Origin of the sequence: Enterococcus sp. HY326 (genome assembly GCF_026157065.1) — a bacterium.
In the GTDB taxonomy this organism is placed as follows: Bacteria; Bacillota; Bacilli; order Lactobacillales; family Enterococcaceae; genus HY326.
Genome location: NZ_JANLGQ010000002.1, coordinates 72,135 through 98,528 on the forward strand (window position 1 = coordinate 72,135; position 26,394 = coordinate 98,528).

Genomic DNA, 26,394 nt, shown 5'->3' on the forward strand with positions numbered 1-26,394 from the left:
GTCACTTTTTTTATTTTAGCCAATTGCTTTAACTGAAACTTCTTCGAGATGTAGGTGCATTTTAAAATAGCCATAAAATTAATTGATTTTTTTTTAAAATCCCCTTGACTTAAAGTCAGCTTTAAGGAGTAGGCTTAAGCTATAGAAATTTATAAAAGAGGGATTTAACTATGAAAACAATTAAACAAGCCGTCTTAAGTGGCGAACGGGCTTTATTTAAAGCACAAAATTTGAGAATTGAAGATTCAGTTTTTCTAGATGGCGAATCACCATTAAAAGAAAGCAGCAATTTGGAATTGGTCAATGATATTTTTCGTTGGAAGTATCCTCTGTGGTATAGCAACTTTTTAGAAGCGGAAAATATCACCTTAACTGAGACGGCTCGCTCTGGTATCTGGTACAGTCATCATCTTGAAATCAAACACAGTCTAATTCAAGCGCCTAAAACTTTCCGCAGAGCCTCCAATATCCATTTGGAGGATGTCCAGTTGCCAAATGCGGAAGAAACTTTTTGGAATTGTCAGCAGATTACCTTAAACAATGTTCAGGCAACTGGCGATTATTTTGCTATGAACAGCCAGGATATTAAAGCGGATCAGTTTACTATTTCTGGTAATTACGCTTTTGACGGGGCTAAAAATATCGAAATCAGCAACGCCCGCATCCTCAGTAAAGATGCATTTTGGAATTGCGAAAATGTTGTGGTTAGAGATTCGGTCATTATCGGCGAATACCTCGGCTGGAATTCCAAAAATATTAAATTGATTAATTGTTTGGTGGAAAGCAACCAAGGGATGTGTTACATGAAAAATCTGGAAATGATTGACTGCAAAATTGTCAACACCGATTTAGCCTTTGAATATTCAACAGTTCAAGTTTCGACTGATTCAGTGATTGAAAGCATCAAAAATCCGCTTGCCGGTAAAATTCAGGCCGCTGCCATTGAAGAAATTATTTTCGACGATAGTGCCATCGACTTCAGTCAAACGAAATTATCATTAGGCAATGAAAATCAGGTGGCCCTATGAGCTATGATTTTGATCAGCTCATAGATCGTCGGCAAAATAATTCCTACAAGTGGGATATTAAAGAAAATGAGCTGCCGATGTGGGTGGCGGATATGGATTTTGCGACTGCTCCAGCTATTACCGAAGCCTTAAAATCACGCTTAGAGGAAAATGCATTTGGCTATAATACAGTCCCCGAAGAATTTTTCGCAAGCTTTATCAATTGGTGGCAAGACTATCATCAGGTGAGTATGCAAAAATCAGGTCTGATGTTTTGTACGGGTGTCGTGCCGGCAATCTCATCGATTGTCCGCAAGGTGACTGAGGTCAATGATAATGTCGTTATTTTGACGCCCGTTTATAATATTTTTTTCAATTCGATTTTAAATAATCAACGGCAGGTCTTAGCTTCACCAATGAGTTATCACGAAGGAAATTATCAGATTGACTTTGAAGATTTAGAAAAAAAACTAGCCTTAAAGGAAACGACGCTCTTTATTTTTTGTAATCCCCATAATCCCATTGGCAAAGTTTGGTCGCAGGCCGACTTGGAAAAAATCGGCGCCCTCTGTGTGAAACATCAGGTGCTATTGTTAAGTGATGAGATTCATTGTGATTTGACCCATGAAGGCTATCAATATCGGTCCTTTATTGATATTTCATCGGCGATTTCTCAACAACTGATAGTTTGTTTGGCACCAACGAAGGCCTTTAACTTAGCTGGACTGCAAACTTCGGCAATTTATGTGGAAAATCCAGCCCTTTTTGAAAAAGTAAATCGGGGGATTAACACAGATGAAGTGGCGGAACCGAATACCTTTGCCATTCAGGCGGCAATCGCAGCTTTTACTAACGGGCGACCTTGGCTAGAGGCACTAAATTCATATTTAAGTCAGAACCGAAAGATTTTGACGGATTTTTTTAAAAAGCGTTTTCCTGAAATTCGTCTGATTGAAAGCCAAGCGACCTATCTGGCTTGGTTGGATTGCTCTGCATTGACAAAGGATACCGCTGATTTTTGTCAGTTTTTAAGGGAGACAACCGGCTTAATCTTATCAGAAGGGGATATTTTTGGCGGCAATGGTCAGCAATTTGTTCGCTGGAATTATGCTTGTCCTGTCAGCCGTCTACAAGACGGCTTGGGGCGCTTTGAAAAAGGGACTAGAGAATTTTTGTTATAAAATAAAAAATAAACGCAAGCATTAACAGCTTAAACATCTTTGTTTAAGCTGTTTTTTTGCATTTTTTTGAAGGACATAGAATAATTTAAGACAGTTTAAATGGCTTGTTTTAAAAAGAAGCCATAATTTTTAAAAAAGGAAAGAAGTGGTTAGATGTATTCAGAATTAGTCAATAAAGTTGTGATTATCACCGGTGGCTCAAAGGGAATCGGCACCGCCATCGCTGAACGATTCGGTAAAGAAAAAATGAAAGTAGCCGTTAATTATCATTCTGATGAAGCGGGCGCTAATGAAGCCGTCGCAATTATTGAAAAAGCAGGCGGACAAGGTATTGCCATTCAAGCAGATGTTGCCACAGAAGAAGGCAATCAAAAGTTATTAGCTGAAACCCTAAAAGCCTTTGGGGATTTAGATATCTGGGTCAATAATGCTGGCCTGGAAAATCAGTACAATACCCATGAGTTGCCGTTAGACGAATGGGAAAAAGTTGTGAGTACAAATCTGACTGGCGTTTTTCTCGGCGCTAAGACAGCCCTTAATTATTTTTTGAGGGAAGATAAAAGAGGTAATATCATCAATACGTCTTCAGTGCACGAACAAATTCCCTGGCCGACCTTCGCCCATTATGCAGCATCTAAAGGTGGCGTGAAATTGTTCACCGAAACTATTGCAATGGAATATGCAGCTAAAAAAATTCGTGTCAACAGCATTGGACCCGGAGCTGTTAACACACCAATTAATGCTGAAAAGTTTGCGGATCCCGAAAAGTTGGCAACGACCACCAGCATGATTCCGATGGCACGGATTGGAAAACCAGAAGAAGTAGCGGCAGCTGTCGCTTGGCTGGCATCAGACGAGTCTAGCTATGTAACGGGCATTACCTTGTTTGTGGATGGCGGGATGACCTTATATCCCTCATTTCAAGGCGGACGAGGCTAAAATAAAAAAAGGATGAGAACTCATGGGAATTTTAATTGCATTAATTCCCGCTTTAGGTTGGGGCTTACAGCCGTTAATCTTAGGAAAATTAGGCGGGAAAACTAGTAATGAAGTTTTAGGAACAGGAATTGGCGCGCTTGTCGTTGGTCTGTTAATCAAAATATTTTTTTCACCGGCGGCGATTTCTTGGCCGATTTTTTTGGTCAGCATGGCCTCAGGTGCTTTTTGGATTTTAGGACAATCGGGGCAATACCGCTCGTTAGAAATTATGGGCGTCAGCAAAACGATGCCGATTACCACGGGCTTGCAATTGGTGGGAACCTCATTAATTAGCGTGCTGGCCTTTGGTGAATGGCCAGGGGTTACCAATAAAATTTTTGGAGCAGTCGCAATTATTTTATTAATTATCGGTGCCAGCATGACCTCTTTTAGCGAAAGCAAAGGCGGTAACAATCAGTTAAAACAGGGAATTAGTATTTTAGCTTTGACCAGCTTTGGTTACTGGATTTATAGCGTCATTCCCAAAGCAATTGATGCCTCTGGCTTAGCGATTTTCTTTCCGCAAATGTTAGGAATTTTTGCCGGCGCTGTTGTCTATACGCTTATTAAAGAACCAAAAGCTTTTACCGAGAAAAAAAGTTGGCAAACCAGTATTGTCGGGGTGATTTTTAGTATCGGTGCTTTAGCTTACATTTTTTCAGCAGAAGAAAATGGCGTCGCAACTGCCTATATTATCACGCAGTTAAATGTTATTGTCGCAACTTTGGGAAGTATTGTTTTTCTAAAGGAAAAGAAAACGCCTAAAGAATTGCGTCTGACGTTAGCCGGCTTAGCTTTGATTGTCGGCGGTAGCATTATCACTGTTTTTCTCTAAAATGAACGATAGCCACCTCAACTTGAGGTGGCTATCTAACTAAAGAATATTCATAATTTAAAGCTTACAGGTAAAACTATTACTATCAGTTAACTATTTCTCATTTAAACAATGACATCCCTACCTCTATGTCATCCTTGCAGCTCTCAAGCTACGCCAGTGAGAATAAATTTCTTCAAAATAAATTAAATTGTCGCATAAAAATATTTTAGTGTAATAAAACTATAGCATATCTTAAGGTCAAGCCGCTGAAATCTTAAGGGAACTTAATAAATATCCGTCTTAAGTCTGAGAAATAGAGCAGAATTTGTTCCCATAAAAAATCCCACAAAAAAAGCATCCACCATGAGGATTGGCAGATGCTTTTATAAATGGTACGAAGAATAGTTCTTCACGTGAGTAGACACTCCTTAGATAGATTTTTTCAATTCTTGTACAGCTTTTTCAATCGTCGTACCCGTGGCTACTTGATTAGGATTTACTTTGTTGAAGACAACAAACAAATTTAATTTAGTATCCAAAGTTACTCGGTATTGAAAATTTTTGTTATCGAATGTCATAGTCATTCTCCTTTCAATTGTCTTAGGAAAGGCAACGATGTATTGATAACGAAATTCCAATTGTTATTATAGCATAAATTCACACCAAGGGGTAATAAGCAAGTAGACAAATTTAACATCTCTTAATTTTTACCCAAGATTCTTCAAGTACCATCGATTCATCGCAGTGTGCTCTGTTTCAATCAGTGGTGCAGATAGTCTTTTAAAGCCAAACGCTTCATACAATTGACAAGCCTCAGCCAGATTTGAATGAGTCTCTAAATAGCACTCACTATAATGCTGACGGGCAAAAGTCAATGCAGTGTTCATCAATAATTTAGCTAAGCCCTGACCTTGAAAGTCATCTCGAACATAAAGCTTTTGTAGCTCACAAGTGTTTGGGTAAGGAAAACTGCCGATGCCGACACCAGCGATAATTTCTTTTTGGTAAGGAATCACCCAGTATGTGCCAAAGGCTTCTTGTTGATAAAATTCATAAAGCTGAGCCAAATAAGGATCAAAATAAGCGGTTCCCGGTAAGTCCATGTGCCGCTGCTTTAATGAATGTTGAATCAAATCTCTAATATGTAAATTATCTGCCGGTTGAATTTCTCGTAGCTCCATTGCCTGCTCCTTAGAAGTTTTTTTCATCATAACCTAAAAAGAAGCTTTAGCCAAAATTTTTTTTGATGCGTAAAAAAAGCCTTTCATTTCTCTTTAAAACCAAACAGTTTTCAAAAAATAAATAAAAAAGATGTCATTTTATCAGCAAGAAAACACTTTTCAGAAAAGTGTTCATTCCAGTTTCAAAAAATATCAAATCTAGTTGAGCGATGGTATGCTAACCTACGAAATAAATTAAGAGGTGATTGAGATGTTCTTAGCAATAAAAGAAATGAAATATGCAAAACTTCGCTACAGTTTAATTATCGGCATCATGGTCTTAGTCGGCTATGTCGTTTTTATGCTCTCTGGCTTAGCCGATGGACTTGCTAGCGGTCATACAAAAGTCGTAACAGATTGGCAAGCATCAGAAATTGTTTTATCAGAGGATGCCAATAAAGTTGCCACGGCTTCCCAACTGACTGCCGGCGATATTGACCGAGTCAGCACAGATGATGAAAATAAGGCAGCAGTCAGTATTTTTTCTGGATCAATCAGTGAAAATGCCGACTCTGATGATAAAACCAATATCACCGTTTTTGGTGCAGATCAAACTAGTTTTGTTGTCCCTGAGGTAACGAGCGGCACGACATATACGGCTGATGATGAAATTGTGATTTCCCAAAACTTAGCTGATCAAGAAGGCTATCAAGTGGGAGATACCGTTAGTATTAGCAATGATGAAAGTTTAACCATTGTTGGTATTATTCCAAGCTCTTCTTATAATGTTGCACCAATTATTTATACTTCACTAGCAACTGAAGCGAAAATTAAATACGGAGATCAGGATTTCGGCGGCGCTGAAAATATTCCCGTCAATTTGATTGTGGTCCAAAATGAAGACAATGTTACGGTGACAAATGCTGATGGCGATACTAAAATCGAAGCGATTGATGAAGCTACCTTCATTGAAAATATTCCCGGCTACAGTGCTGAAAGTTTAACCTTGAATTCCATGATTGCTTTCTTATTTGTAGTAGTTGCAGCAATTGTCGGTATCTTCATGTATGTGATGACTTTGCAAAAAACTAGTCTCTTCGGTGTGATGAAAGCTCAGGGTGTGGCAACAAAATATATTGTGCGCTCAATTATCGCGCAAGCCTTCTTTGTTGGCTTGTTTGGCGTCATTATCGCCTTTGCGTTGTCTTATGGCACGAGTTTCATCTTACCAGCAGCAATGCCGTTTGCAGTTGATTTAATCAAATGGGTCGGTTTTGGCGGAATTTTAATTGTCGTAGCAGTCTTAGGCGGCGTCTTCTCAATTAGAACCGTCACCAAGGTTGACCCGATTACAGCGATTGGAGGAGAATAATCATGGCAATTTTAGAAATGGAAAATATCAAAAAATCTTTCGGTAGCGGCCACACAGCGGTCGAAGCCCTCAAAGGAATTGATTTTAAAGTTGAAAAAGGTGAGTTTGTCAGTATTATCGGTCCTTCAGGTTCAGGAAAAAGCACCTTTTTAACCATCGCTGGTGGCTTGCAAAATCCAACCTCTGGCACCATTAAAATTTCTGGCAACGACTTTACGCATTTAAAGGAGAAAAAAAGAGCTGCACTGCGTTTTAAAGAAATTGGTTTTATTTTACAATCAGCCAACTTAATTCCTTTTTTAACGGTTTCAGAACAATTTCAATTTGTTGAAAAAATTGAACACAAAGCAAAGGCTGACTTTGCCAAAGATTTATTAGAGTCTCTCGATATCTATGACTTAAAAGATAAATATCCGAAAGATTTATCCGGTGGTGAAAGACAACGGGTGGCTATCGGTCGGGCGCTTTTCAATGACCCAGATTTAATTTTAGCAGATGAACCGACTGCCAGCCTCGATACAGAACACGCTTATGATGTGGTTAAGCTTTTAGTTAAAGAAGCCCATGCCAAGGAAAAAGCAACAGTGATGGTGACCCATGACCAAAGAATGGTGGAATGGTCTGATCGCGTTTTAAAAATGGAAGACGGTCAATTAATTCCGCAAATGTAAAAAAGTTCAGTCCAAAATTTATTTTGGACTGATTTTTTTATAACTGATAACCATTCTCAACTCTGCTTAGTTGTGATATACTTAACGAATAAAGCGAGTGAGGTGTGGTTGTTGAAAAAAATCCTGTTTATTCTTTTAGGTGGCTTGATGTTTGGTTTAGGCACGTTAGGTATTTTTTTACCATTTCTACCAACGGCTGTTTTCTATCTGCTGACCGCCTTTTTCTGGGTGAGAAGTTCTGAGAAATTACATGGCAAGCTAGTCTCTTCAGATGCATATCAAAATTATGTGGTAGAGACGCTTGTCAAAAAAAATATTTCAACAAAAAGTTTGATTCGCATGTTTTTTGTGATTGGACTGGTCTTTTTGATTCCCGCTATATTAGTCGATAATCTCGTGATGCGGGTCACAATGGCGATTGTTTATGTTGTCCATGTGATTGCCTTGTCTTGGTATATCAAAGGACGTAAAACTAAAAATAGGAAAGTTGCTGAGGTGCAAAAACCTTATGATTGATAAACGACTTTTTCAGTTGACGGCGAAAAAGCCGCTGCTTCTATTAGTATGTTATAAACTAATCAATCTTTTATTATCTGTTTTGCTGTGGTTTTTAATCGCAGAAACGATTGATTCTTATATCCAAAAGGGTACCATCAATCCAGCTGTGCTTTTAGGCGGCGGACTGGTGGTTTTATTTGGTAAAATTTGCTTGAGCCAGCTGACGGATCACGCAACTTATGCGGCATCTACCAATTTGCGTCTACAATTAAGAGAACAGGTGATGGCCAAAGCATTTCGTCTAGGCAATAGCCAAGCCCAAATTTCAGCTACCCGCTTGAGTCAATACTCAGTCGATGGTATCGAGCAGTTAGAAATTTACTACGCGCGCTTTTTGCCGCAGCTTTTTTATTGTTTAGCCGCTTCGTTAGTTATTTTTATTGTGCTGGCGCAATTTGCTTGGCAGCCGGCTTTAATTTTATTAATTTGCTTGTCGATTATTCCGATTGTCATCATGGCGGTGATGAAGCTGGCTAAAAGAATTTTAGCGGGCTATTGGCAAAATTATACAAATCTAGGAGTTAAATTTCACGAAAATCTTCAGGGTCTAAGTGTCTTAAAGGCGTTTAATCGGGACCGAGCTAAACAACAAGAGATGGCAGCGGATGCTGAAAAATTCCGCAGAGTGACCATGAGTCTTTTGTCGATGCAATTAAATTCAATCACGATTATGGATATTGTTTCTTATAGCGGTGCTGCTTTGGGCATCGGGCTAGCGCTAATCGCTTATCAAGGTGAACAACTCACATTGGTAGGTGTACTGATGTTTATTTTATTGAGCGCTGAATTCTTCTTACCAATGCGACAGCTAGGTTCACTCTTTCATGTAGCGATGAATGGCATCAGTGCCTGCAAAAATTTATTCGATTATTTGGAACGACCGGAAATAACTTACGGTAGTCAACAATTAACAGAAGAGTTAACCAGTATTACCGCGAAAAATCTTAGCTTTGGTTATCAAAATCAAGGGAGCATTTTGAAAAACCTGCAGGTGACCTTTAAAAAAGGACAGTTCACCGGCATTGTCGGTAAATCAGGTTCCGGCAAGAGCACCTTTGTCCAGTTGCTGACCCATCAGCTGGTGGATTATCAAGGGGAAATTTTATGGAATCAGCAGTCTTTAAGTAATTTATCCCGCGCTGAAATTAATCAGCGGGGCAAACTGGTTAATAATCACGGCTATCTCTATCCCATCAGCTTAAAAGAAAATTTATTACTGGCTAAGCCGACTGCCACGGAGGCTGAGTTATGGAGGGTCTTAGAAAAAGTTCAATTGCGAAATTTTGTAGAACAATTGCCGCAGCAATTGGCAGAAGTTCTAACTGAAAATGGCGGCAATTTATCCGGCGGCCAGCGTCAACGGTTATTGCTGGCTAGGGCTTTACTAAGTGAAGCCGAGTTGTTTATTTTTGATGAAATTACTTCGGGGATTGACTTAGCCAGTGAGAAAATTATTTTGCAGGTGCTGACAGAATTAGCCAAAGATCGTATCGTGATTTTTATTTCCCATCGGTTATACAATATTGCCCATGCTGATCAAATTTTGGTCTTTGAAGATGGCGAACTAGCTGCTCAAGGTTCGGCTGAAGAATTAGCCGAAAAATCAGCTTTTTATCGAGACTATTTTGCTGAGGAAAAACGTCAGCTGGAAGGAGTCGTGATAGAATGACGAATCTAAATTTAATACGCTGGCTTTTAGCTTTTGTCAAACCACTCCGATGGCTGATGGCTGGCGCAGTCAGCTTAGGCATCATTAGTAATATTGTAGTGATTATCATTCCGGTATTAGCGGCGGTGACCGCCTTTCAAATTTTTAGTGGTGTAACGATCAATTTGACAGCGATTATGATTGTCTTAATTTGCTGTGGTGTCATTCGTGGTGTTGCCCGCTATTGCGAGCAGTATTTAAATCATAATATTGCCTTTCGCTTGCTGGCAATTATTCGGGAGAAAATTTTTGCTCAATTGCGCCTTTTAGGACCGGCTCGCTTGGGTGGTAAAAAAAGTGGCGATTTAATCACAGCCATTACCACCGATGTTGAAGCGCTAGAGGTCTTTTTTGCTCATACCGTTTCCCCAGTTTTAATTGCTTGCGGCACGACCATTTTGACAGTTGGTTTTTTAGCTCGCTATCATTTGGGTTTGGCTCTGATTTTATTAGCGGGGCAATTAATTGTTGGCGTTTTGCTGCCATTTTTCAGTTATCGAAAGCATCAGCAGATTGGCGATCATTATCAAAAGAATTTTGTCGCTTTAAATCAAGCTGTGATGGAGGATATTGCCAGTCTACAGGACATTGACCAATACAATCTCCAGACAGAAAAATTATTAGAGCTGCAGCAAAAAGGAGCCAATTTGAATCAGCAATATCGCTTGCGTTTGCAACAGGGGAGTGTTTTGCGGATAGCTGGAGAAGTGACCTTGATCGCCACATCGCTAATTATTCTAGTCTTAGCTGTTTTTTGGCAGCTGCCAATGGAAACCATCATCGTGGCACCAATTTTGAGTTTAAGCGGCTTTGGTTCAGTGTTAGCTTTAAATGGCTTGGGAAATGATCTATTGATGACCTTTGCCAGTGGCCGCCGCATTTATGCTTTAATGCAAGAAGTTCCAGCTGTGACTTTTGGAACAACAGATAAAACTTTTGCTTTAGATGAGGTGAGCTTGCAAGACGTTGCTTTTAGCTACGAGCAGGGCAAAACGATTTTAGAAAATATAAATTTTACTTTGAAACCTGGGGAATGGCTGGGTATCGGAGGTGAAAGCGGTAGTGGTAAAAGCACCTTGGTGAAATTATTGATGCGCTATTGGAATCCTGAAAGTGGTCAAATTGATATCAATCAAAATAATCTCAGTGAACTTTCGGAAGAAGCCCTCCATCAATTAGAAGGCTTGATGGAGCAGCAGACGTTTATTTTTGAGACGACTTTGTTGGAAAATATTCGTTTAGATAATGCCGCTATTTCACAAGCAGCTGTCTTAAAAGCTGCTGAGGAAGCCGAAATTGCAGAATGGATAAACGCTCTACCAGATGGCCTGCAGACGGTGGTAGGTAGCCAGGCCCGCAGCTTATCTGACGGCGAGCGGCAAAGAATCGGCATTGCCAGAATGTTAGCCTATGATGCTCCGCTACTTTTATTAGATGAGCCGACTAGCAATTTAGATTATCTAAATGAGCGGAGTATCCTCAGCACCTTGACCAAGAAAATTCACGGAAAAACTGTTTTATTGATTTCCCATCGTCCAACGACTTTGGCTATCACACAAAAACAATTGCATGTGAGTGGAAAAACTCTAAAACCATAAATAAAATCCTCGATTGAACAGACGAGCCACTCAATTAATTTTACAGTTAATTGAGTGGTGGTGAGTTTAATCGAGGAATTTTTTTGTTGCACTTAGAGCATAAAATCAAGTAACAAAAAAATGACAAGGAATCAAGCGGTTTGCTGTGATTCCTTGTCATTTGCTTTGTAATTATCTTATCTCAAAAATTTGCTGTCAAAAAAATGTATCCTGATAGCTGAAAAATAGAAAAGTCTATCAAATGAAAGATAACCTCAGCCGGAAATTTCAATCGTTAGTCTTGAATCAATCCTAACTGGAGGTAGGCTTTCCAAATACCATCATCGCCCACATCTGCAGTGACTAAGCGAGCTCTTTCTTTCAGCTGGGCAGTAGCATTGCCCATGGCGATTGGAAGACCAACGGCTTCAAACATTTTTAAATCATTTTCTTCATCACCAAAGGCTATCGCTTCATCAGGTGTAAGCTTTAACTGATGAAGCAGCGCTGAAATTCCGGATGCTTTGCTGACATTTTCGGCGTGGATATTAGCAATTGTCGGGGCAACTTTTTCACCGATTACCGCTGGATTAGTTAGGGAAAGTGGCTGGTTATCAGTTTGCTGACAAATAAATTGTAAAATATTTGGTGGCAATTGATCTTTACTTGTTAAAGGTTGTGGATTCAGCTGACTATCGCCACGGAAATCAGCTCCCGGAGGATAAAAAATAGCCTCCGTTGTTTCAATCAAATAGTCTATCTGGCGCTTTTCCAATTCTTTAATAACTTGCTGAGCTAGTTGAGGGGCTAATGCATGCTGTTGGATAGTTCGCCCGTGATGAGTAACTTGGGCCCCGTTAGAAGCGATGACACTGCCAATTTTTAAACGAGCTGCTAAATCTTTGATGAAAGAATAGCTGCGCCCGGTGGCAATTACCGTTTCAAATTTGTTGTTCTTGTAATCGCAACAACGCTTTTTTAGCCGAAGCGGGAATTCGATCATAAATACTTAAATTTTTAGGCAGCTGATTATCAGCTAAAGTGCCGTCAATATCAAAAAAAGCAATTTTATAAGCGGTCATTGGGACTCTCCTTTAACATTAAAGTCAGAGATAAACTTTTGATAGACAGAATTTATCTGATTGCGCTTATTAATCTCCAACTTAATAAAAATATTATGGACATGGGTTTTGACAGTGCCGATGGATAGATACAAACTGTCGGCAATTTCTTGGTTAGATTCTTGTTGCAATAGCCGCTGAAAGATTTCGGTTTCTCGCTGTGTCAGTTGATAATGGCTTTCAAAGGCCCGACAAATTTTTTTATCAATTAATTCAGACTTGTCAGATGATGCTTGTGAGCTGGTCTGTGTAAACGAAAAGTCCTTCAATATGTAACGTAAAATTAAAAGGCAACTGACGATTGAAAATAAATCTTCACTAAAGTTGCGATTGAAAATTTTTAAGGTTAAAGAGCTGTATTGGTCAAGATTAAAGATAACAAACGTATCTTCACTTAAAATACAAATGCCGCTGATTAAAGCTAAGACAGCAATTGCCTTTAAATAAAAAGTTGCTGTTTGGCTGAGCTGCTTGCTTTTTAATTGAAGCAGACAATAACCGCCTAAGTAAAACAGCAGGAGCTGGTTTGGCAGGTAAAAGAGCCAAACTTTTAAAGCTGAATCGGCTAACATCGGCACTGAGAGCATCCAAATTGCCATGATGATTAAAATGGCAATTTGACTGGTTTTAATTTTTTCTTCCAAAATTGAATTAGTAATCCAAATGCAACAAAAACTGTTCATTAATAAAATGAGGGCTTTGACAATTGGCACAAGCATAAATAATGAGTTGTAGCCGTCTGCAAAACCAGCTAAAAATTCCGTCATATAAATGATGACATTATCCAGAATAAAAAAACTCAATAAGCATATGATAGCTAAAAGAAGCGATTTTTTCTCTTTAAGATAGTTGACAAAAACCAATGACAAACTAAATGTGTAAAGCAAGAGGAGTAAAATATTATAAATAAAAATAGCAACCATCATCGTAAAAACCCTTTCAATCAGCAGAGACAAAAATATCAAGCTGCTTTTTCTTTGACAGGTTCAGTATAACATTTTTCCCCGCAGTTATTTTGTCCTCTCTGCTAAACTTTCACCTAAACTTTTCTAAACCCTTGATAAATCTTAGGTTTATACCTCAATTTAAACCCGTATTTTCATTGTTTTTTTTAATTTGTTAGCGTTTACATCTTATGGTTTATCGTAAACCCCCCAAAAAATTGTTAACTTGAGGGTGCAAGAAAGATAAATTTGAGGAGGAAACACAAATGAGTACAAAAGATTTTATTACAACAGAAGATTACAACAAGGAGGAAATTTTGAAAATCGTCAATCTTTCATTAAAGATTAAAGCAGCCATCAAAAATGGTTTTTATCCGCAGCTGCTGAAAAACAAATCTTTAGGTATGATTTTCCAACAATCTTCTACTAGAACACGGGTTTCATTTGAAACAGCCATGACGCAATTGGGAGGTCATGCCGAATATTTAGCTCCTGGACAAATTCAATTAGGCGGTCACGAAACAATTGAAGATACAAGTCGTGTTTTGTCACGTTTAGTTGATATTTTAATGGCTCGAGTAGAACGCCATCACAGTGTTAATGATTTGGCGACCCATGCAACGATTCCAGTGATTAACGGCATGTCTGATTACAACCATCCGACACAAGAAATCGGCGATTTGTGTACTATGTTTGAACATCTACCAGCGGGTAAGAAAATCGAAGACTGTAAAGTCGCTTTTATTGGAGATGCGACGCAAGTTTGTTTCTCTTTAGGATTGATTACAACCAAAATGGGCATGGATTTTGTGCAATTTGGACCAAAGGGTTTCCAATTAAATGCCGACCATCAAGCGAAACTGCAAAAAAATTGTGAAGTCTCCGGTGGAACGTTTGTGGTGACCGATGACTTGGAAGCGATTGTCGGCGCTGATTTTGTATACACAGACGTTTGGTATGGCTTATACGAAGCGGAGTTATCGGAAGAGGAACGAATGAATGTCTTCTATCCAAAATATCAAGTCAACCAAGAATTAATGGACAAAGCAGGAAAAAATGCGAAATTTATGCACTGTTTGCCGGCCACTCGTGGTGAAGAGGTGACCGATGACGTCATTGATGGCAAAAATTCAATTTGTTTTGACGAAGCAGAAAATCGTTTGACCTCAATTCGGGGACTGCTGGTGTATTTAATGGACAACTATGCAGCCAATCATCTAATTGATAGTGCTAAACAAGCCGAAGCCAAAGCTGATTTGGAAATTTTCTTAGGCAAACCACTGTAAAAATTCGTGGCAATTGTGGAAGCAAATTTTTCATTTGCTTCCACAATTGCAGTGATAGAAAGGATGAACAGCATGGAAAAAAAGAAAAAATTTAGCTTGATGAGTGCCATCTTGTCGGTTATCTGTGTCGTTTTTGTAGCAGAAGCAGCAGCTCCGGTAGCAGCCATCGGCAATTCGCAATTTTTCTGGTGGATTTTTTTACTGATAACGTTCTTACTCCCCTATGGTTTGATTTCTTCTGAATTAGGCACGACTTACCTTGGCGATGGCGGCATTTATGATTGGGTCACCAAAGCTTTTGGTCATCGTTGGGGTTCACGGGTTTCTTGGTATTATTGGATTAATTATCCTTTGTGGCTGGCTTCTTTAGCGGTCATGTGTCCGGAGTTGGTGACAACTATTACCGGAATCGAATTTCCGACAATCGGTGCGATCATCATCGAGCTGATTTTTATCTGGGTGATTGTTTGGATTAGTTTTTATCCGGTTAGCGATAGCATTTGGATTTTAAATGGTGCAGCAGTCATTAAAATGCTACTGGCGGTTTTAATCGGCGGCTTAGGTGTCTATGTTGCGTTGACAAAAGGTATGGCCAATGAATTTACTTTAAGCTCACTTTTACCGAGCTTTGATTTGAACAGCTTATCCTTTATTTCGGTGATTATTTTTAATTTATTGGGCTTTGAGGTCATTTGTACCTTTGCCGATGACATGGAAAATCCAAAAAAACAAATTCCCCAATCAATTATTGCCGCTGGTTTAGTGATTGCCGCGATCTATATTTTTTCTGCTTTTGGGATCGGTGTGGCAATTCCGACTGATCAAATTAGCACCAGCAGTGGCTTGATGGATAGCTTTAAATTGTTGACCGGTTCAACTACCGGCTGGTTTATTATTGCGATGGCCTTTCTATTTTTACTGACGCTGTTTGGAAATATGATTTCTTGGTCCTTAGGAGTCAATAACACAGCCTGCTACGCCGCTGAAAATGGCGATATGCCAAAATTTTTCACAAAACGCAGTCAAAAAAACGGCATGCCAACTGGTGCGGCCTTAATGAATGGTATCGTCGCTTCTGTCGTGGTGGTGATTGCACCGATTTTACCAAATCAAGATTTATTCTGGGCTTTTTTCTCTTTGAATTTGGTGATGTTCCTACTGTCTTATGTGCCAGTCTTTCCAGCATTTTATAAACTGAGAAAAATTGATCCAGATACGCCAAGACCTTTTAAGGTTGGCGGCGGGAAATTCTTTTTAGGCTCACTAGTCGTTTTACCAATGGTGATGATTATTATCTCACTCATTTTCACGGCACTGCCTTTACAATTCGATGCAGCTTCGTTAAGTGAGCAGCTGCCGATTACAATCGGGGCAATCGTTTTTATCTTATTTGGTGAAGGAATTATTTGGATAAAAAAAATAAAGAAAACGAAGATAGGAGAAAATCAAGATGGCAAAGAGAATTGCGACATCAACACCGAAACAGGACGGCTTTAGAATGCCGGCTGAATTTGCAGCTCAGGAAAAGGTTTGGATGATTTGGCCAGAGCGTCCAGATAATTGGCGGGACGGAGGTAAACCAGTACAGGAGGCCTTTACCGCTGTGGCTAAAGCAATTAGTGAGTTTACTCCGATGAATGTAGTGGTCTCCCAGCAGCAATTTCAAAATTGCCGCCGCCAGCTGCCACCGGAAATTACGGTTTATGAAATGTCGAATAACGACGCTTGGATCAGAGACTGTGGACCATCTTTTTTAATTAACGACCAAGGTGAGCTGCGGGCTGCCGATTGGAAATTCAATGCATGGGGCGGTTTGGTAGACGGTTTGTATTTTCCGTGGGACCAAGACGACTTAGTAGCACAAAAAATTTGCGAAATTGAAAAAACAGATTCCTATCGAACAGAGGATTTTGTGTTAGAAGGGGGCTCTTTCCATGTTGATGGAGAGGGAACAGTCTTGACAACTGAGATGTGTCTGCTTAGTGAGGGCCGTAATCCTCAGATGACTCAAGCAGAAATTGAAAAAATGCTCTGTGAATATTTAAATTGTGAAAAAGTTTTGTGGTTGAAAGACGGTATTGATCCAGAAGAAACTAATGGCCATGTCGACGATGTTGCTTGCTTTGTCGCTCCCGGCGAAGTTGCTTGTATTTACACCGAAGATCAAAGCAGTCCTTTTTATGCCGCCGCTAAAGATGCCTATGAACGTCTCAGTAAAATGACCGATGCCAAAGGTCGTCAGTTAAAGGTTCACAAGCTGACTTGCCCCGTTGAAAATGTCACGATTAAAGGGGAGTTTAAAATCGATTATGTTGAAGGGACGATGCCGAGAGAAGATGGCGACATTTGCATCGCCTCTTATATGAATTTTTTAATTACTAATGGCGGCGTGATTGTTCCTCAGTATGGTGATGTCAATGATGCTTTAGCGTTAGAACAAATCCAAAAAATGTTTCCTGATAAAAAAGTGGTTGGCGTCAACACGGTTGAAGTGGTCTATGGCGGCGGTAATATTCATTGCATTACCCAACAACAACCAGAACGGTAGAGGGAGAGGATAGTATGGCAAAAGTAGTAATTGCTTTAGGGGGCAATGCATTAGGAAATTCTGCAAACGAGCAGTTGACTAAGGCTGAATTAGCGGCTAAATCCATCGCCGATTTAATTAGTGCCGGCCATCAGGTGGTCATCGCCCACGGCAATGGTCCACAGGTGGGACAAATTCGTTTGGCTTTTGAAAAATTTGATGCAGCTGAACCAGAAAAAATAATGCCTTTTCCAGAATGTACAGCAATGAGCCAAGGGTATATCGGCTATCATTTGCAACAAGCGATTGATGAGGAGTTAGTCAGCCGTGGCTTCCAAAATATTCCAGTCATCTCAATGTTGACACAAGTTGTAGTCGATCCCAATGACCCAGCTTTTTCAAATCCTACAAAGCCGATTGGCGGGTATTATTCAGAAGCGGAAGCAAAAAAAATAATGGCTGAAAGTCACGATGTTTATAAAGAAGATGCTGGTCGTGGCTGGCGGCGAGTCGTTGCATCGCCAAAACCGGTTGATATCTATGAAAAAGTTAGTTTAAAAACTTTAGTAGAGGCTGGGCAAGTTGTAATTGCCTGTGGTGGTGGCGGTATTCCAGTTGAGTACAAAGGGACTCGCTATCAAGGTGTTGAAGCGGTAATTGACAAAGATTTTGCCGCAGCGAAAATGGCGGCTCTGATTGACGCCGATATTTTCATCATCTTAACAGCTGTTGACCATGTCTTTGTCAACTTTGGACAAGAAAATCAAAAAGCTTTAATTGAAGAAAATGTTTCAACGATGCAAAACTATATCACAGAGAACCAATTTGCCCCCGGTAGCATGTTGCCTAAGGTGGAAGCCGCCATTAATTTTGCAGAATCCAAAAAGGGCCGCAAAGCGATTATCGCTTCTTTGGAAAAAGCGACAGAAGCGATTGCCGGTACTAGTGGAACAGTGATTGTCAATTAATCCAAAAACCTATTTAAAGTCCCGGTTTTTCATCGGGCTTTAAATAGGTTTTTAGTATTTTACTAAGAATTAAAAAATTCTGTTAGTTGACCAAGGCAAAGCCGATATTTAAATAAGTGGCAAATAAAATCCACACCAGATAAGGGACTAATAAATAAGCCGCCCACTTGGAAATCCGCCGATAATAAATAATTTGGCACAAGACGAGTAAGTCTAAGGCTAAAATATTAAAAATCGCCAAAAACATTTGATCGCCACCGAAGAAAACCAAACTCCAGGTGAAATTTAATAAAAGCTGCAGGCCATAAATTCCATAGGCAAACATCTTAGTAGAGCGTTTTGCCGGAGTGATGATTATCAAAAATAGTGAAAGCCCCATTAGAAAATATAAAATCGGCCAGACAATGCCAAAAAGTGAGCCTGGCGGTGAGAGGGGAATTTGATTAAAGGATTCATACATGCCGCGGATGTCGCCGGCTAAAAGTCCTGACAAGCTACCAACTAATTCTGTCCCAACAACGGCGGCTAGTAAAATCAGCCATCTTTTCTTGTTCATGTTAACGCCTCCTTGTTTTTCTTTAGTCTAGCAGAAGTAGGCGAAAAGAGCGGATTGACTGATTAGGACAAATCATTTACTGGACAATAAACTTCTAAGTGTGCCGGTAGGAGCTTTAAATGAATTGGCAGCTTCAAACCGCCATCACCATCGACATTCACGGGTAGCTGCTGATGATCAGTTAAAGAAATTTCAGCCTCGGTAAAGGTGCGATAACTTAATTTGGCACCATCCTCTGTGACGCCCATCAGCAGTTGGGGAGCAGAACGAATCATGTCTAATTTATTTTGATCTTCTAAATAAATCATATGAAATTTCCCGTCATCAACTTTCGCATCAGGAAATAAATTTTCGAAGCCCCCCATCGAATTGGTCAAACCAATCATTACCGTACTACCGACAAAAATTTCCTGCTGTCCGTCAATGACCATCTGGAATTCATGGGGCTCATTTTTAATAAAACTTTTGGCACCAGCAACGAAATAAGCTAGACTACCTAATTTCGTTTTTTCCTCAACGCTGACATTGTTCACCGCCTCAGAAATATCGCCTAATGCAACGGAATTCATGAAATAGCTGTCATTGATTTTGCCGACATCTAATGGACGTGGCTGATAAGCGACGACCTCTTGAATCGCTTGTTCCGGGTCTAGCGAAATCTCTAAAGCCCGCGCTAAGTCATTGACGGTGCCCAAAGGAAAGAAACCAAATTTTGGTGGCTGCTCAGCACCCGCCAAGCCACTGATTGTTTCGTTGACACTGCCGTCACCCCCCATAACGAAGACAGCGTCCATGTTTTCTTGAACGGCGGTTTTCGCAAATTTTGTCGCATCACCATCGCCAGTCGTTTCTTTGGTTACGACCTCAGTAAACATTTTTTGTAAACTTTCCTGCGCCATTTTTTTGTACTCTGCGGCTTTCTCGCCGCCTGAACTTGGATTGACAATTAATAAAACTTTAGTCATGTGATGACCTCCTTAAATGATTTACACTAAGGATAGCACGGATTTTTTTAAGGGTAAGCTATTTTGATTTTTGAAAAAAATAATATGCGAAATTTTTGACAGCGCTTGAGTGAAGAAATTCAACTTTATGCGAAGGAAAAATTTTCGTAGTGCTTAGCGTCATCTCACCAGTTACTTACATGCCTGAAAAGCATAGGTGAAATTTGAAAGAGTATTAGACAAATATTTTTATAACTTGTAGGCTTAAGTAGAATGAAAAATCTAGGAGGCGTATTCAATGGAAAAAAGAAAAATCGGCAGTTTAACAGTGGCACCAATTGGCATGGGCTGTATGGGCTTTTCCCACGGCTACGGTGCAGTACCTGATGAAGATTACGCCATTGCGGCTATCCAAAAAGCCTATGAATTTGGCTGTGATTTTTTTGACACAGCAGAAGCTTACGGAAAAGAAATGTTTTTTGCGGGTCACAATGAACAGCTTTTAGGCAAAGCGGTTAAAGATTTTCGTAACGAGGTCGTCCTTGCTACTAAGCTGCATATTGACGAAAAAGAGCTGACGGCTGAAAAAAATTTATCCCAAGTCATTCGGGAACACCTGCAGCAATCATTAAAAAATTTGCAGACAGACTATGTCGATTTATACTATCTCCACCGTATCAATGAAGCGATTCCTTTAGAGGATGTCGCAGCGGTGATGGGCGAATTAATTGCCGAAGGTTTAATCAAAGAATGGGGGCTGTCACAGGTTTCAGCGGAAACTTTAGCCAAAGCCCATGCAGTCACACCAGTGGCCGCTGTTCAAAATTTGTATTCAATGCTGGAGCGGGATGCTGAGATAGATATTTTTCCTTACTGCTTAGTAAATGGGATCACAGTGATACCATTTTCACCGATTGCCAGTGGTTTTTTGTCGGGAAAAGTGACCAGTGAAACTAAGTTTGAAGGCGACGATGTGCGCAAATTTGTGCCCCAGCTTTCTAAAGAAAATATTGCTGCCAATCAACCGGTGTTGGAAATTTTAAAGCGCTTTGCAACAGAAAAAAAAGCGACCAATGCGCAAATCTCTTTAGCTTGGATGCTCCATAAATATCCGAATGTCGTGCCGATTCCCGGTTCTAAAAATCAAGAACGCATCTTAGAAAATCTAGCAGCTTGGAATGTGACACTAACTGAAGAAGAGTTTAGTGCTTTAGAAGCCGCCCTTGATAAAATCACTGTTCATGGTCATCGGGGCCATGTTGAATCACAACAGGCAAGTTTTGGCCAACAATGGTCAAAAAAATAAGAAAAATTACGGTTTAAGCGGCAGCAGTCCGTTGAACCAAAAAAACGTCAAATGCCTTTTAAGCATAGTGAAGTTTGCTAGAGAAGTATTGGACGAAAAAAAGCCCTAGCAGTAAACTTAATGGGTAATTAATTTTAAAGGAGCGGTCTTATGGAATATACAAAATTAGGAAATACTGGTTTAGATGTCTCAAAAATTTGTTTGGGAGCAATGAGTTTTGGCGACCCAGTCAACTGGTTTCACAAATGGGTGCTAGAGGAAGATGCCAGTCGCCCGATTATTAAAGGCGCGTTGGATTTAGGCATTAACTTTTTTGACACGGCCAATGTGTATTCAATTGGCCGCAGCGAAGAAATTTTAGGTGCTGCCCTAAAGGATTACGCTGACCGGGATAAAATTGTTTTGGCTACCAAGGTTCATCAAAAAATGTTTGACGGGCCAAACGGCGGCGGGCTGTCCCGCAAGCATATTATGTCGCAAATTGACCAAAGTTTAAAACGCCTGCAAACAGATTATGTCGATTTGTATATCATTCACCGCTGGGATTATACAACGCCAATAGAAGAAACAATGGAGGCCTTGCATGATGTAGTTAAAGCTGGCAAAGCTCGTTATATCGGTGCGTCGGCCATGCATGCGTTTCAATTTCAAGCTGCCAATAATGTTGCTGAAAAAAATGGCTGGACTCAATTTGTTTCGATGCAAAACCATTTGAATTTAATTTATCGGGAAGAAGAGCGGGAGATGATTCCCTATTGTGAATCAAAAGGAATTGCACTGACACCGTATAGTCCACTGGCTTCTGGCAGATTGGCCCGCAATAATAATGAATCTTCTAAACGCTTGGAAACAGATGATACGGCTCGTTCTAAATATGATAAAACTGCTGAACAAGATCAGCTGATTATTGATCGCGTTGGAGAACTAGCAGAGCGCTATGGTGTGAGCCGTGTCGAAATTTCTTTAAGCTGGCTCTTTAGTAAACCAACTTTAGCGGCCCCAGTAATTGGTGCTACCAAATTGTCCCACGTTGAAACCGCAGTGAAGGCTGTCGACATGAAATTAACACCAGCCGATATCGCTTATCTAGAAGAACCTTATCTGCCTCATTCAATCGTCGGCTTTAACTAATAGCATGTTTGCAAAAAGACTGTGAGTGTATAAGTTTTATCACAGCAGCAACTGAAATCTTGTCTACCGTCTCAAAATTTGCCGGCTATGGACAAAGAAAAAAGTTGCTGCTGCTGAAACTTAGGTCTCCAGTCTTTTTTTAAGGAGTGAGAAGATGTATTTATTTCAAAAAATAGAAGATGCGGCCTTTAAAGAAAACGATGCCCGCCGTTCGATTGGCGAATTTCTTTTAGAAAATAAAGATCAGCTGGCGAATCTGACGATGCAGGAAATCGCCCAGCGAACGTTTTCTTCTAAGCCGACCTTGGTGCGCTTTGCCAAATATTTCGGCTATTCCGGCTGGCGGGAATTTATTTACGCCTTCACCCATGAGGTTGCCAGCTTAGAATTAAGCGCCAGTGACAGTGTCGCCCCTAATCTACCCTTCGACGAAAATTCTAAGACCCTGGAAATCATTGAAAACATTGCCAATTTGAAAATGCAAAGCCTGCAGGAAACAGTGGCCCTTTTTGAAGAAGAGGATTTAAATATGGCGGCGGCTTTAATTAATCAAGCCAAAAATTTAGTGATTTATGGAGCGAGCCCTAATTCTTATTACGGAGAATTGTTCCGTCGAAAACTACTCTCCATCCAAAAAAAGCCTTTATGGCCCGCCCCAGTGAAATGGGGCTGATTTCCCACTCACTGACTCCTGCTGATTGCGGCTTAATCATTTCATACTCTGGTAATAGTCCAGAAAAAGATCCCATCAGCAGTGTCAAAATTTTAAAGCGCAACGGGGTGCCGATTATCGGTTTAACTAGCGGTGGGCAAAATTATCTGCGGGATTATGCGACGGTAGTATTAAATATTTCTAGTCGGGAAAAGCTCTATTCTAAAATTACTAACTTTGCGACGGAAGAATCAATTATGCTAGTCCTAGATGTGTTATACGGAAAAGTTTTTGCGTTGGATTACCAAAAAAATCTTGCAATCAAAATTAATAATGCCAAAGATTTGGAATCAGAACGGGCGAGTAATTTTAAAGCGATGCAGGAGGATTTTTAAAAACGCTCAAAAGATGGAATAAATTTCATAAAAAAACGGGTTTTGAGAACTTTCTCGAAACCCGTTTCGTTGTTGCTGGAAACTATTGGAAGCGTTAACTTTCCGTGTTAATCTTCTGCTATAGAACTAGTTCAAACGTTGAAAAGTTTTTGTGGGACTTGAAAGGAGCCTCTTCATGAGTAAAAAATACAAAGCATTAGCCAAAGAAATTATCCAAGATTTAGGCGGCAAAGAAAATATTAGTGACGCCTATCATTGTCAAACCCGATTGCGGTTTAAAAACAAAGACGACAGCCAGGTGCAGACAAAAGCCCTTGAAAATTTGGATCGAGTAGCAAAATATCTTGTCAGCAGTGGGGTCCATCAAGTGGTGATTGGCACCCATGTGAAAGAGGTCTTTGAAGAAGTCGAAAAAGATATTGATGTCAGTGGTCCTGTTGAAAATGGCGAGAAAAAAGGCATCTTAAATACAATCATCGAATTTGTTTCCGGTACGTTTCAGCCGGTTATTCCAGCCTTATCCGGTGCGGGGATGGTTAAAGCGGTTTTAGCCTTGCTAGTTGTTTTTAATCTCACTACTACGGATTCACAAACCTATTATTTATTAAATCTTTTTGCTGATGGTGTCTTTTATTTCTTACCAATGTTATTGGCCTTTACCGAAGCGCAGAAATTAAAATCAAATCCGATTTTAGCCGTGGCGGTGGCAGCGATGATGATGCATCCCAATTGGGCCAGTTTAGTCGCCGCAGGGGACCCCGTGCAACTTTTTAATATTATTCCTTTTTCTTTAGCAACTTATTCCAGCACGGTTATTCCGATATTAATTATTGTGTTTGTACAATCTTATGTTGAAAAAGCTTTGAATCGTATTATACCAAAATCAGTCGAACTGGTTTTTGTACCGCTGTTGACCTTTTTAATTATGGGAACGCTAGCTTTTTCAGTTTTAGGTCCTATTGGCAGTGTCTTGGGTGGCTACTTAGCCAGCTTCTTTACTTTCTTAAGCGTCAACGCCAGCTGGGTACCAGCAGTGTTAATCGGTGGCTTTTTACCAATCATGGTGATGTTTGGTCTACACAATGGGGTTGCACCTTTAGGGATGATGCAAATGGCAGAATTAGGCTACGATAGTATTTTTGGTCCCGGTTGCGTTTGTTCCAATATCGCTCAAGCAACAGCTTCAGCCGTGGTGGCCTTTAGAACAAAGGATAAAAAATTGCGGCAGATTGCCACATCCGGTTCAATCACCGCTTATATGGGCATTACCGAGCCAACCTTGTACGGCGTTAATTTACCGAAAAAATATCCGTTAGTGGCGGCAATGATTGGTGGCGGATTAGGCGGCTTGTACGCCGGCTTAACCAACACCCATCGTTTTGCTACAGGTTCGTCTGGTTTGCCTGCGGTTTTACTTTATATTGGCGACAACACGATGACGTTTTTCTGGAATATTATTATCGCCTTGATTATTTCAGCTGCCGTGACGGCGGTGTTAACTTATGTTTTAAGTTTTAAATTTGAAGACACGACGATTCCAGAGGTCAAAGAAATTATTTTAGAAGATATCTCCTTGGTTAGTCCGCTTAAAGGAAAGATTATTCCTTTAAGTGAAGTAAAAGATCAAGTTTTCGCTTCAGAAGCCTTAGGAAAAGGCTTCGCTGTTGAACCAAGTGTAGGGGAAGTTTTAGCGCCCTTTGATGGCAAAGTCGTGACAATTTTCCCAACGAAGCATGCAATCGGTTTGGAATCTGATACTGGCGTCGAGGTTTTAATTCACGTTGGCCTAGATACAGTGGAGTTAAACGGTCAATTTTTTGAAACCTTTGTTGAAGATGGTCAACGAGTTACGAAGGGGCAGCTGTTGTCGACTTTTGACATTGAAAAAATTACAGCCGCTGGTTACAGCACTCAAGTACCAGTTGTGGTCACTAACACGCCGCAATATTCAATAATTGAACCGTTAGTGGCCGGTCCAACAACTTGCAATGAAAATGTTTTAGCAATTAAAGTTTAAGAAAAAGTGGAGGAATGACTAATGTCTTTACCTAAAAATTTTTTATGGGGCGGTACAACAGCTGCTAATCAAGCAGAAGGAAGTGTCCTTGAAGACAATCGGGGCTTGTCAAATATTGATATGTTGCCCCTAGGAGCTGATCGTAAAGCGGTCGGTTTGGGAGAATTGAAAATGTTGGCGTGGGATGATGAGCATTATTATCCCGCTCAAAAGGCGATTGACATGTATCAGCGCTATCTAGATGATATTCAATTATTTGCAGAAATGGGCTTCAAGGTCTATCGTATGTCGTTATCTTGGACCAGAATTTTTCCTAATGGTGACGATGCCGAGCCCAACGAAGCTGGCCTGCTGTTTTACGAAAAAATTTTCAAAGAACTAAGAAAGCATCAAATTGAACCATTAGTAACGATTGCCCATTTTGATGTGCCGTTGGCTTTGATTAAAAAATACGGTGCTTGGCGAGACCGTCAGATGATCAAGGCTTATGTGAACTATGCCCAAACTGTTCTGACTCGCTTTAAAGGTCTGGTAAAATATTGGCTGACCATCAATGAAATTAATATTTTATTGCACCAACCCTTTGTCGGCGGCGGATTAGTTTTTGAAGCAGGGGAGAACCAAGAAGAAATCAAATACCAAGCTGCCCATCATCAGTTAGTTGCGAGTGCCTTAGTGACTAAAAAGGCCCACGAAATTGACCCGGAGAATTTGGTGGGCTGCATGTTAGCAGGAGGCAATAATTATCCTTATACATGCCGTCCTGAAGATTATCAAGAAGCCATCAATCGCGACCGTGAAGGGTATTTCTTTATCGATGTGCAAGCACGAGGCAAATATCCCAATTATGCCTTAAAGCGTTTTGAACGCTTAGGCTTAAAAATTGAGATGGATCCAGAAGATTCGAAAATTTTAGCCAGTGCGCCGGTTGATTTTGTATCGTTTTCTTATTATTCTTCCCGAACCGTCAGTGCCCACGAAGAGGATTATGAACAAAACACCGGCAATATTTATGGCACGATTAAAAATCCTCATTTAACAAATACTGAATGGGGCTGGCAAATTGATCCATTGGGTCTGCGGAATTCTTTAAACCAGCTCTATGATCGCTATCAAAAGCCACTTTTTATTGTTGAAAATGGTTTGGGGGCCGTTGACACCCCCAATGCTGAAGGCTTTGTTGAAGATGATTACCGTATCGATTATTTAAGACAGCATATCCAAGCTTTCACCGATGCGGTCACAATCGATGGCATTGAACTAATCGGTTATACAACTTGGGGCTGTATCGATTTAATTGCCGCTTCCACCGGACAGATGAGCAAACGCTATGGCTTCATTTATGTCGATTGCGACAATCAAGGCAATGGCAGCTTTGCTAGAAGCAGAAAAAAATCTTTTTATTGGTACAGACAAGTCATTGAAACCAACGGAGAAAATTTGGCAACAATTGAAATGGCAGCACCAAGTTCAGTCAAGAGCTGAAATTGATTTTAACTATCAAAAAAATAATTTATG

26 protein-coding genes are annotated in these 26,394 nt (G+C 40.2%); 19 read left to right on the top strand and 7 right to left on the bottom strand.

The genetic code is table 11. From position 1 onward, the window contains the following. Positions 1–170 precede the first annotated feature (170 nt). From ORH16_RS04960 to ORH16_RS04975, 4 genes are all read left to right on the top strand, one after another. Positions 171–1,028 (top strand): DUF3737 family protein, encoded by an 858-nt coding sequence (locus ORH16_RS04960; RefSeq protein WP_265456799.1) that lies wholly within the window; start codon positions 171–173, stop codon positions 1,026–1,028. After that, on the top strand, positions 1,025–2,188 hold the full coding sequence (locus ORH16_RS04965; protein ID WP_265456801.1) for a MalY/PatB family protein: 1,164 nt from the start codon (positions 1,025–1,027) through the stop codon (positions 2,186–2,188). The genes ORH16_RS04960 and ORH16_RS04965 overlap by 4 nt, the downstream gene beginning before the upstream one ends. A gap of 153 nt (positions 2,189–2,341) precedes the next feature. Beyond that, positions 2,342–3,127, top strand: coding sequence for a glucose-1-dehydrogenase (locus ORH16_RS04970; RefSeq protein ID WP_265456803.1), 786 nt, complete (start codon positions 2,342–2,344; stop codon positions 3,125–3,127). Between the two features lie 22 nt (positions 3,128–3,149). Beyond that, positions 3,150–4,001 (top strand): GRP family sugar transporter, encoded by an 852-nt coding sequence (locus tag ORH16_RS04975; protein WP_265456804.1) that lies wholly within the window; start codon positions 3,150–3,152, stop codon positions 3,999–4,001. A gap of 410 nt (positions 4,002–4,411) precedes the next feature. On the opposite strand, the gene ORH16_RS04980 is transcribed toward ORH16_RS04975, so the two are convergent. Further along, entirely contained in the window at positions 4,412–4,561 is a 150-nt protein-coding gene (locus ORH16_RS04980; RefSeq protein ID WP_265456806.1) for a hypothetical protein, read from the bottom strand. A 129-nt stretch (positions 4,562–4,690) separates the two neighbouring features. After that, complete coding sequence (locus ORH16_RS04985) at positions 4,691–5,164, bottom strand: GNAT family N-acetyltransferase (protein WP_265456808.1); 474 nt, start codon at positions 5,162–5,164, stop codon at positions 4,691–4,693. 250 nt (positions 5,165–5,414) lie between these two features. Here ORH16_RS04985 and ORH16_RS04990 point away from each other — a divergent pair, with 250 nt between their 5' ends. From ORH16_RS04990 to ORH16_RS05010, 5 genes are all read left to right on the top strand, one after another. Further along, positions 5,415–6,515, top strand: a complete 1,101-nt coding sequence (locus tag ORH16_RS04990; RefSeq protein ID WP_265456810.1) for an ABC transporter permease — start codon at positions 5,415–5,417, stop codon at positions 6,513–6,515. Further along, positions 6,515–7,186, top strand: a complete 672-nt coding sequence (locus ORH16_RS04995; RefSeq protein ID WP_265457761.1) for an ABC transporter ATP-binding protein — start codon at positions 6,515–6,517, stop codon at positions 7,184–7,186. The genes ORH16_RS04990 and ORH16_RS04995 overlap by 1 nt, the downstream gene beginning before the upstream one ends. Positions 7,187–7,297: 111 nt before the next feature. Further along, positions 7,298–7,702 carry a YbaN family protein gene (locus tag ORH16_RS05000; protein WP_265456812.1) on the top strand — a complete coding sequence of 135 codons (405 nt, stop codon included), beginning with the start codon at positions 7,298–7,300 and terminating at the stop codon, positions 7,700–7,702. Continuing rightward, complete coding sequence (locus ORH16_RS05005) at positions 7,695–9,413, top strand: ABC transporter ATP-binding protein/permease (RefSeq protein ID WP_265456814.1); 1,719 nt, start codon at positions 7,695–7,697, stop codon at positions 9,411–9,413. Before ORH16_RS05000 ends, ORH16_RS05005 begins: the two co-directional genes overlap by 8 nt. Further along, on the top strand, positions 9,410–11,050 hold the full coding sequence (locus tag ORH16_RS05010; RefSeq protein WP_265456816.1) for an amino acid ABC transporter ATP-binding/permease protein: 1,641 nt from the start codon (positions 9,410–9,412) through the stop codon (positions 11,048–11,050). The genes ORH16_RS05005 and ORH16_RS05010 overlap by 4 nt, the downstream gene beginning before the upstream one ends. Before the next feature lie 274 nt (positions 11,051–11,324). On the opposite strand, the gene ORH16_RS05015 is transcribed toward ORH16_RS05010, so the two are convergent. Genes ORH16_RS05015 through ORH16_RS05025 form a run of 3 tightly spaced genes read right to left on the bottom strand, consistent with a single transcriptional unit; the run spans position 11,325 to position 13,076 of the window. Beyond that, positions 11,325–12,032 (bottom strand): HAD hydrolase family protein, encoded by a 708-nt coding sequence (locus tag ORH16_RS05015; protein WP_265456818.1) that lies wholly within the window; start codon positions 12,030–12,032, stop codon positions 11,325–11,327. Then, complete coding sequence (locus ORH16_RS05020) at positions 11,971–12,111, bottom strand: hypothetical protein (RefSeq protein ID WP_265456820.1); 141 nt, start codon at positions 12,109–12,111, stop codon at positions 11,971–11,973. The genes ORH16_RS05015 and ORH16_RS05020 overlap by 62 nt, the downstream gene beginning before the upstream one ends. Continuing rightward, positions 12,108–13,076: a response regulator transcription factor gene (locus tag ORH16_RS05025; protein WP_265456822.1), complete on the bottom strand. Its 969-nt coding sequence runs from the start codon at positions 13,074–13,076 to the stop codon at positions 12,108–12,110. The genes ORH16_RS05020 and ORH16_RS05025 overlap by 4 nt, the downstream gene beginning before the upstream one ends. Before the next feature lie 284 nt (positions 13,077–13,360). Here ORH16_RS05025 and ptcA point away from each other — a divergent pair, with 284 nt between their 5' ends. The 4 genes from ptcA to arcC all read left to right on the top strand — a co-directional run bounded on the left by ptcA (position 13,361) and on the right by arcC (position 17,875). Further along, complete coding sequence (gene ptcA / locus ORH16_RS05030; protein ID WP_265456824.1) at positions 13,361–14,380, top strand: putrescine carbamoyltransferase; 1,020 nt, start codon at positions 13,361–13,363, stop codon at positions 14,378–14,380. A gap of 72 nt (positions 14,381–14,452) precedes the next feature. Next, a complete protein-coding gene (locus ORH16_RS05035; protein WP_265456825.1) occupies positions 14,453–15,877 on the top strand; it encodes an APC family permease in 1,425 nt (474 codons plus the stop codon). Continuing rightward, positions 15,831–16,928, top strand: a complete 1,098-nt coding sequence (gene aguA / locus ORH16_RS05040; protein ID WP_265456827.1) for an agmatine deiminase — start codon at positions 15,831–15,833, stop codon at positions 16,926–16,928. Before ORH16_RS05035 ends, aguA begins: the two co-directional genes overlap by 47 nt. Positions 16,929–16,942: 14 nt before the next feature. Next, on the top strand, positions 16,943–17,875 hold the full coding sequence (gene arcC / locus ORH16_RS05045; RefSeq protein WP_265456828.1) for a carbamate kinase: 933 nt from the start codon (positions 16,943–16,945) through the stop codon (positions 17,873–17,875). A gap of 82 nt (positions 17,876–17,957) precedes the next feature. Here arcC and ORH16_RS05050 read toward each other — a convergent pair whose 3' ends face one another. Both ORH16_RS05050 and ORH16_RS05055 read right to left on the bottom strand, forming a co-directional pair. Next, positions 17,958–18,431, bottom strand: coding sequence for a TspO/MBR family protein (locus ORH16_RS05050; protein WP_265456830.1), 474 nt, complete (start codon positions 18,429–18,431; stop codon positions 17,958–17,960). Between the two features lie 62 nt (positions 18,432–18,493). Then, complete coding sequence (locus ORH16_RS05055) at positions 18,494–19,396, bottom strand: diacylglycerol/lipid kinase family protein (protein ID WP_265456831.1); 903 nt, start codon at positions 19,394–19,396, stop codon at positions 18,494–18,496. A 277-nt stretch (positions 19,397–19,673) separates the two neighbouring features. Here ORH16_RS05055 and ORH16_RS05060 point away from each other — a divergent pair, with 277 nt between their 5' ends. From ORH16_RS05060 to ORH16_RS05080, 6 genes are all read left to right on the top strand, one after another. Then, complete coding sequence (locus ORH16_RS05060; RefSeq protein ID WP_265456833.1) at positions 19,674–20,681, top strand: aldo/keto reductase; 1,008 nt, start codon at positions 19,674–19,676, stop codon at positions 20,679–20,681. Between the two features lie 150 nt (positions 20,682–20,831). After that, positions 20,832–21,812 (top strand): aldo/keto reductase, encoded by a 981-nt coding sequence (locus ORH16_RS05065; protein ID WP_265456835.1) that lies wholly within the window; start codon positions 20,832–20,834, stop codon positions 21,810–21,812. 154 nt (positions 21,813–21,966) lie between these two features. Next, the gene (locus tag ORH16_RS18895; protein ID WP_322597287.1) at positions 21,967–22,485 is read left to right on the top strand and encodes a MurR/RpiR family transcriptional regulator; all 519 of its coding nucleotides are present in this window, start codon (positions 21,967–21,969) and stop codon (positions 22,483–22,485) included. After that, positions 22,458–22,859: an SIS domain-containing protein gene (locus ORH16_RS18900; RefSeq protein ID WP_322597288.1), complete on the top strand. Its 402-nt coding sequence runs from the start codon at positions 22,458–22,460 to the stop codon at positions 22,857–22,859. Before ORH16_RS18895 ends, ORH16_RS18900 begins: the two co-directional genes overlap by 28 nt. A 175-nt stretch (positions 22,860–23,034) precedes the next feature. Beyond that, complete coding sequence (locus ORH16_RS05075; protein ID WP_265456837.1) at positions 23,035–24,876, top strand: beta-glucoside-specific PTS transporter subunit IIABC; 1,842 nt, start codon at positions 23,035–23,037, stop codon at positions 24,874–24,876. A gap of 21 nt (positions 24,877–24,897) precedes the next feature. Beyond that, positions 24,898–26,361, top strand: a complete 1,464-nt coding sequence (locus ORH16_RS05080) for a 6-phospho-beta-glucosidase (RefSeq protein WP_265456839.1) — start codon at positions 24,898–24,900, stop codon at positions 26,359–26,361. The last annotated feature ends 33 nt before the right edge of the window (positions 26,362–26,394 follow it).

Excerpts from the sequence above, each read along its gene's own strand:
- ORH16_RS04960 (WP_265456799.1), top strand. The coding sequence starts at position 171 with ATGAAAACAATTAAACAAGCCGTCTTAAGTGGCGAACGGGCTTTATTT.
- ORH16_RS04965 (WP_265456801.1), top strand. The coding sequence starts at position 1,025 with ATGAGCTATGATTTTGATCAGCTCATAGATCGTCGGCAAAATAATTCC.
- ORH16_RS04970 (WP_265456803.1), top strand. The coding sequence starts at position 2,342 with ATGTATTCAGAATTAGTCAATAAAGTTGTGATTATCACCGGTGGCTCA.
- ORH16_RS04975 (WP_265456804.1), top strand. The coding sequence starts at position 3,150 with ATGGGAATTTTAATTGCATTAATTCCCGCTTTAGGTTGGGGCTTACAG.
- ORH16_RS04980 (WP_265456806.1), bottom strand. The coding sequence starts at position 4,561 with ATGACATTCGATAACAAAAATTTTCAATACCGAGTAACTTTGGATACT.
- ORH16_RS04985 (WP_265456808.1), bottom strand. The coding sequence starts at position 5,164 with ATGGAGCTACGAGAAATTCAACCGGCAGATAATTTACATATTAGAGAT.
- ORH16_RS04990 (WP_265456810.1), top strand. The coding sequence starts at position 5,415 with ATGTTCTTAGCAATAAAAGAAATGAAATATGCAAAACTTCGCTACAGT.
- ORH16_RS05005 (WP_265456814.1), top strand. The coding sequence starts at position 7,695 with ATGATTGATAAACGACTTTTTCAGTTGACGGCGAAAAAGCCGCTGCTT.
- ORH16_RS05010 (WP_265456816.1), top strand. The coding sequence starts at position 9,410 with ATGACGAATCTAAATTTAATACGCTGGCTTTTAGCTTTTGTCAAACCA.
- ORH16_RS05015 (WP_265456818.1), bottom strand. The coding sequence starts at position 12,032 with ATGATCGAATTCCCGCTTCGGCTAAAAAAGCGTTGTTGCGATTACAAG.
- ORH16_RS05020 (WP_265456820.1), bottom strand. The coding sequence starts at position 12,111 with ATGACCGCTTATAAAATTGCTTTTTTTGATATTGACGGCACTTTAGCT.
- ORH16_RS05025 (WP_265456822.1), bottom strand. The coding sequence starts at position 13,076 with ATGATGGTTGCTATTTTTATTTATAATATTTTACTCCTCTTGCTTTAC.
- ptcA (WP_265456824.1), top strand. The coding sequence starts at position 13,361 with ATGAGTACAAAAGATTTTATTACAACAGAAGATTACAACAAGGAGGAA.
- ORH16_RS05035 (WP_265456825.1), top strand. The coding sequence starts at position 14,453 with ATGGAAAAAAAGAAAAAATTTAGCTTGATGAGTGCCATCTTGTCGGTT.
- aguA (WP_265456827.1), top strand. The coding sequence starts at position 15,831 with ATGGCAAAGAGAATTGCGACATCAACACCGAAACAGGACGGCTTTAGA.
- arcC (WP_265456828.1), top strand. The coding sequence starts at position 16,943 with ATGGCAAAAGTAGTAATTGCTTTAGGGGGCAATGCATTAGGAAATTCT.
- ORH16_RS05050 (WP_265456830.1), bottom strand. The coding sequence starts at position 18,431 with ATGAACAAGAAAAGATGGCTGATTTTACTAGCCGCCGTTGTTGGGACA.
- ORH16_RS05055 (WP_265456831.1), bottom strand. The coding sequence starts at position 19,396 with ATGACTAAAGTTTTATTAATTGTCAATCCAAGTTCAGGCGGCGAGAAA.
- ORH16_RS05060 (WP_265456833.1), top strand. The coding sequence starts at position 19,674 with ATGGAAAAAAGAAAAATCGGCAGTTTAACAGTGGCACCAATTGGCATG.
- ORH16_RS05065 (WP_265456835.1), top strand. The coding sequence starts at position 20,832 with ATGGAATATACAAAATTAGGAAATACTGGTTTAGATGTCTCAAAAATT.
- ORH16_RS18895 (WP_322597287.1), top strand. The coding sequence starts at position 21,967 with ATGTATTTATTTCAAAAAATAGAAGATGCGGCCTTTAAAGAAAACGAT.
- ORH16_RS18900 (WP_322597288.1), top strand. The coding sequence starts at position 22,458 with ATGGCCCGCCCCAGTGAAATGGGGCTGATTTCCCACTCACTGACTCCT.
- ORH16_RS05075 (WP_265456837.1), top strand. The coding sequence starts at position 23,035 with ATGAGTAAAAAATACAAAGCATTAGCCAAAGAAATTATCCAAGATTTA.
- ORH16_RS05080 (WP_265456839.1), top strand. The coding sequence starts at position 24,898 with ATGTCTTTACCTAAAAATTTTTTATGGGGCGGTACAACAGCTGCTAAT.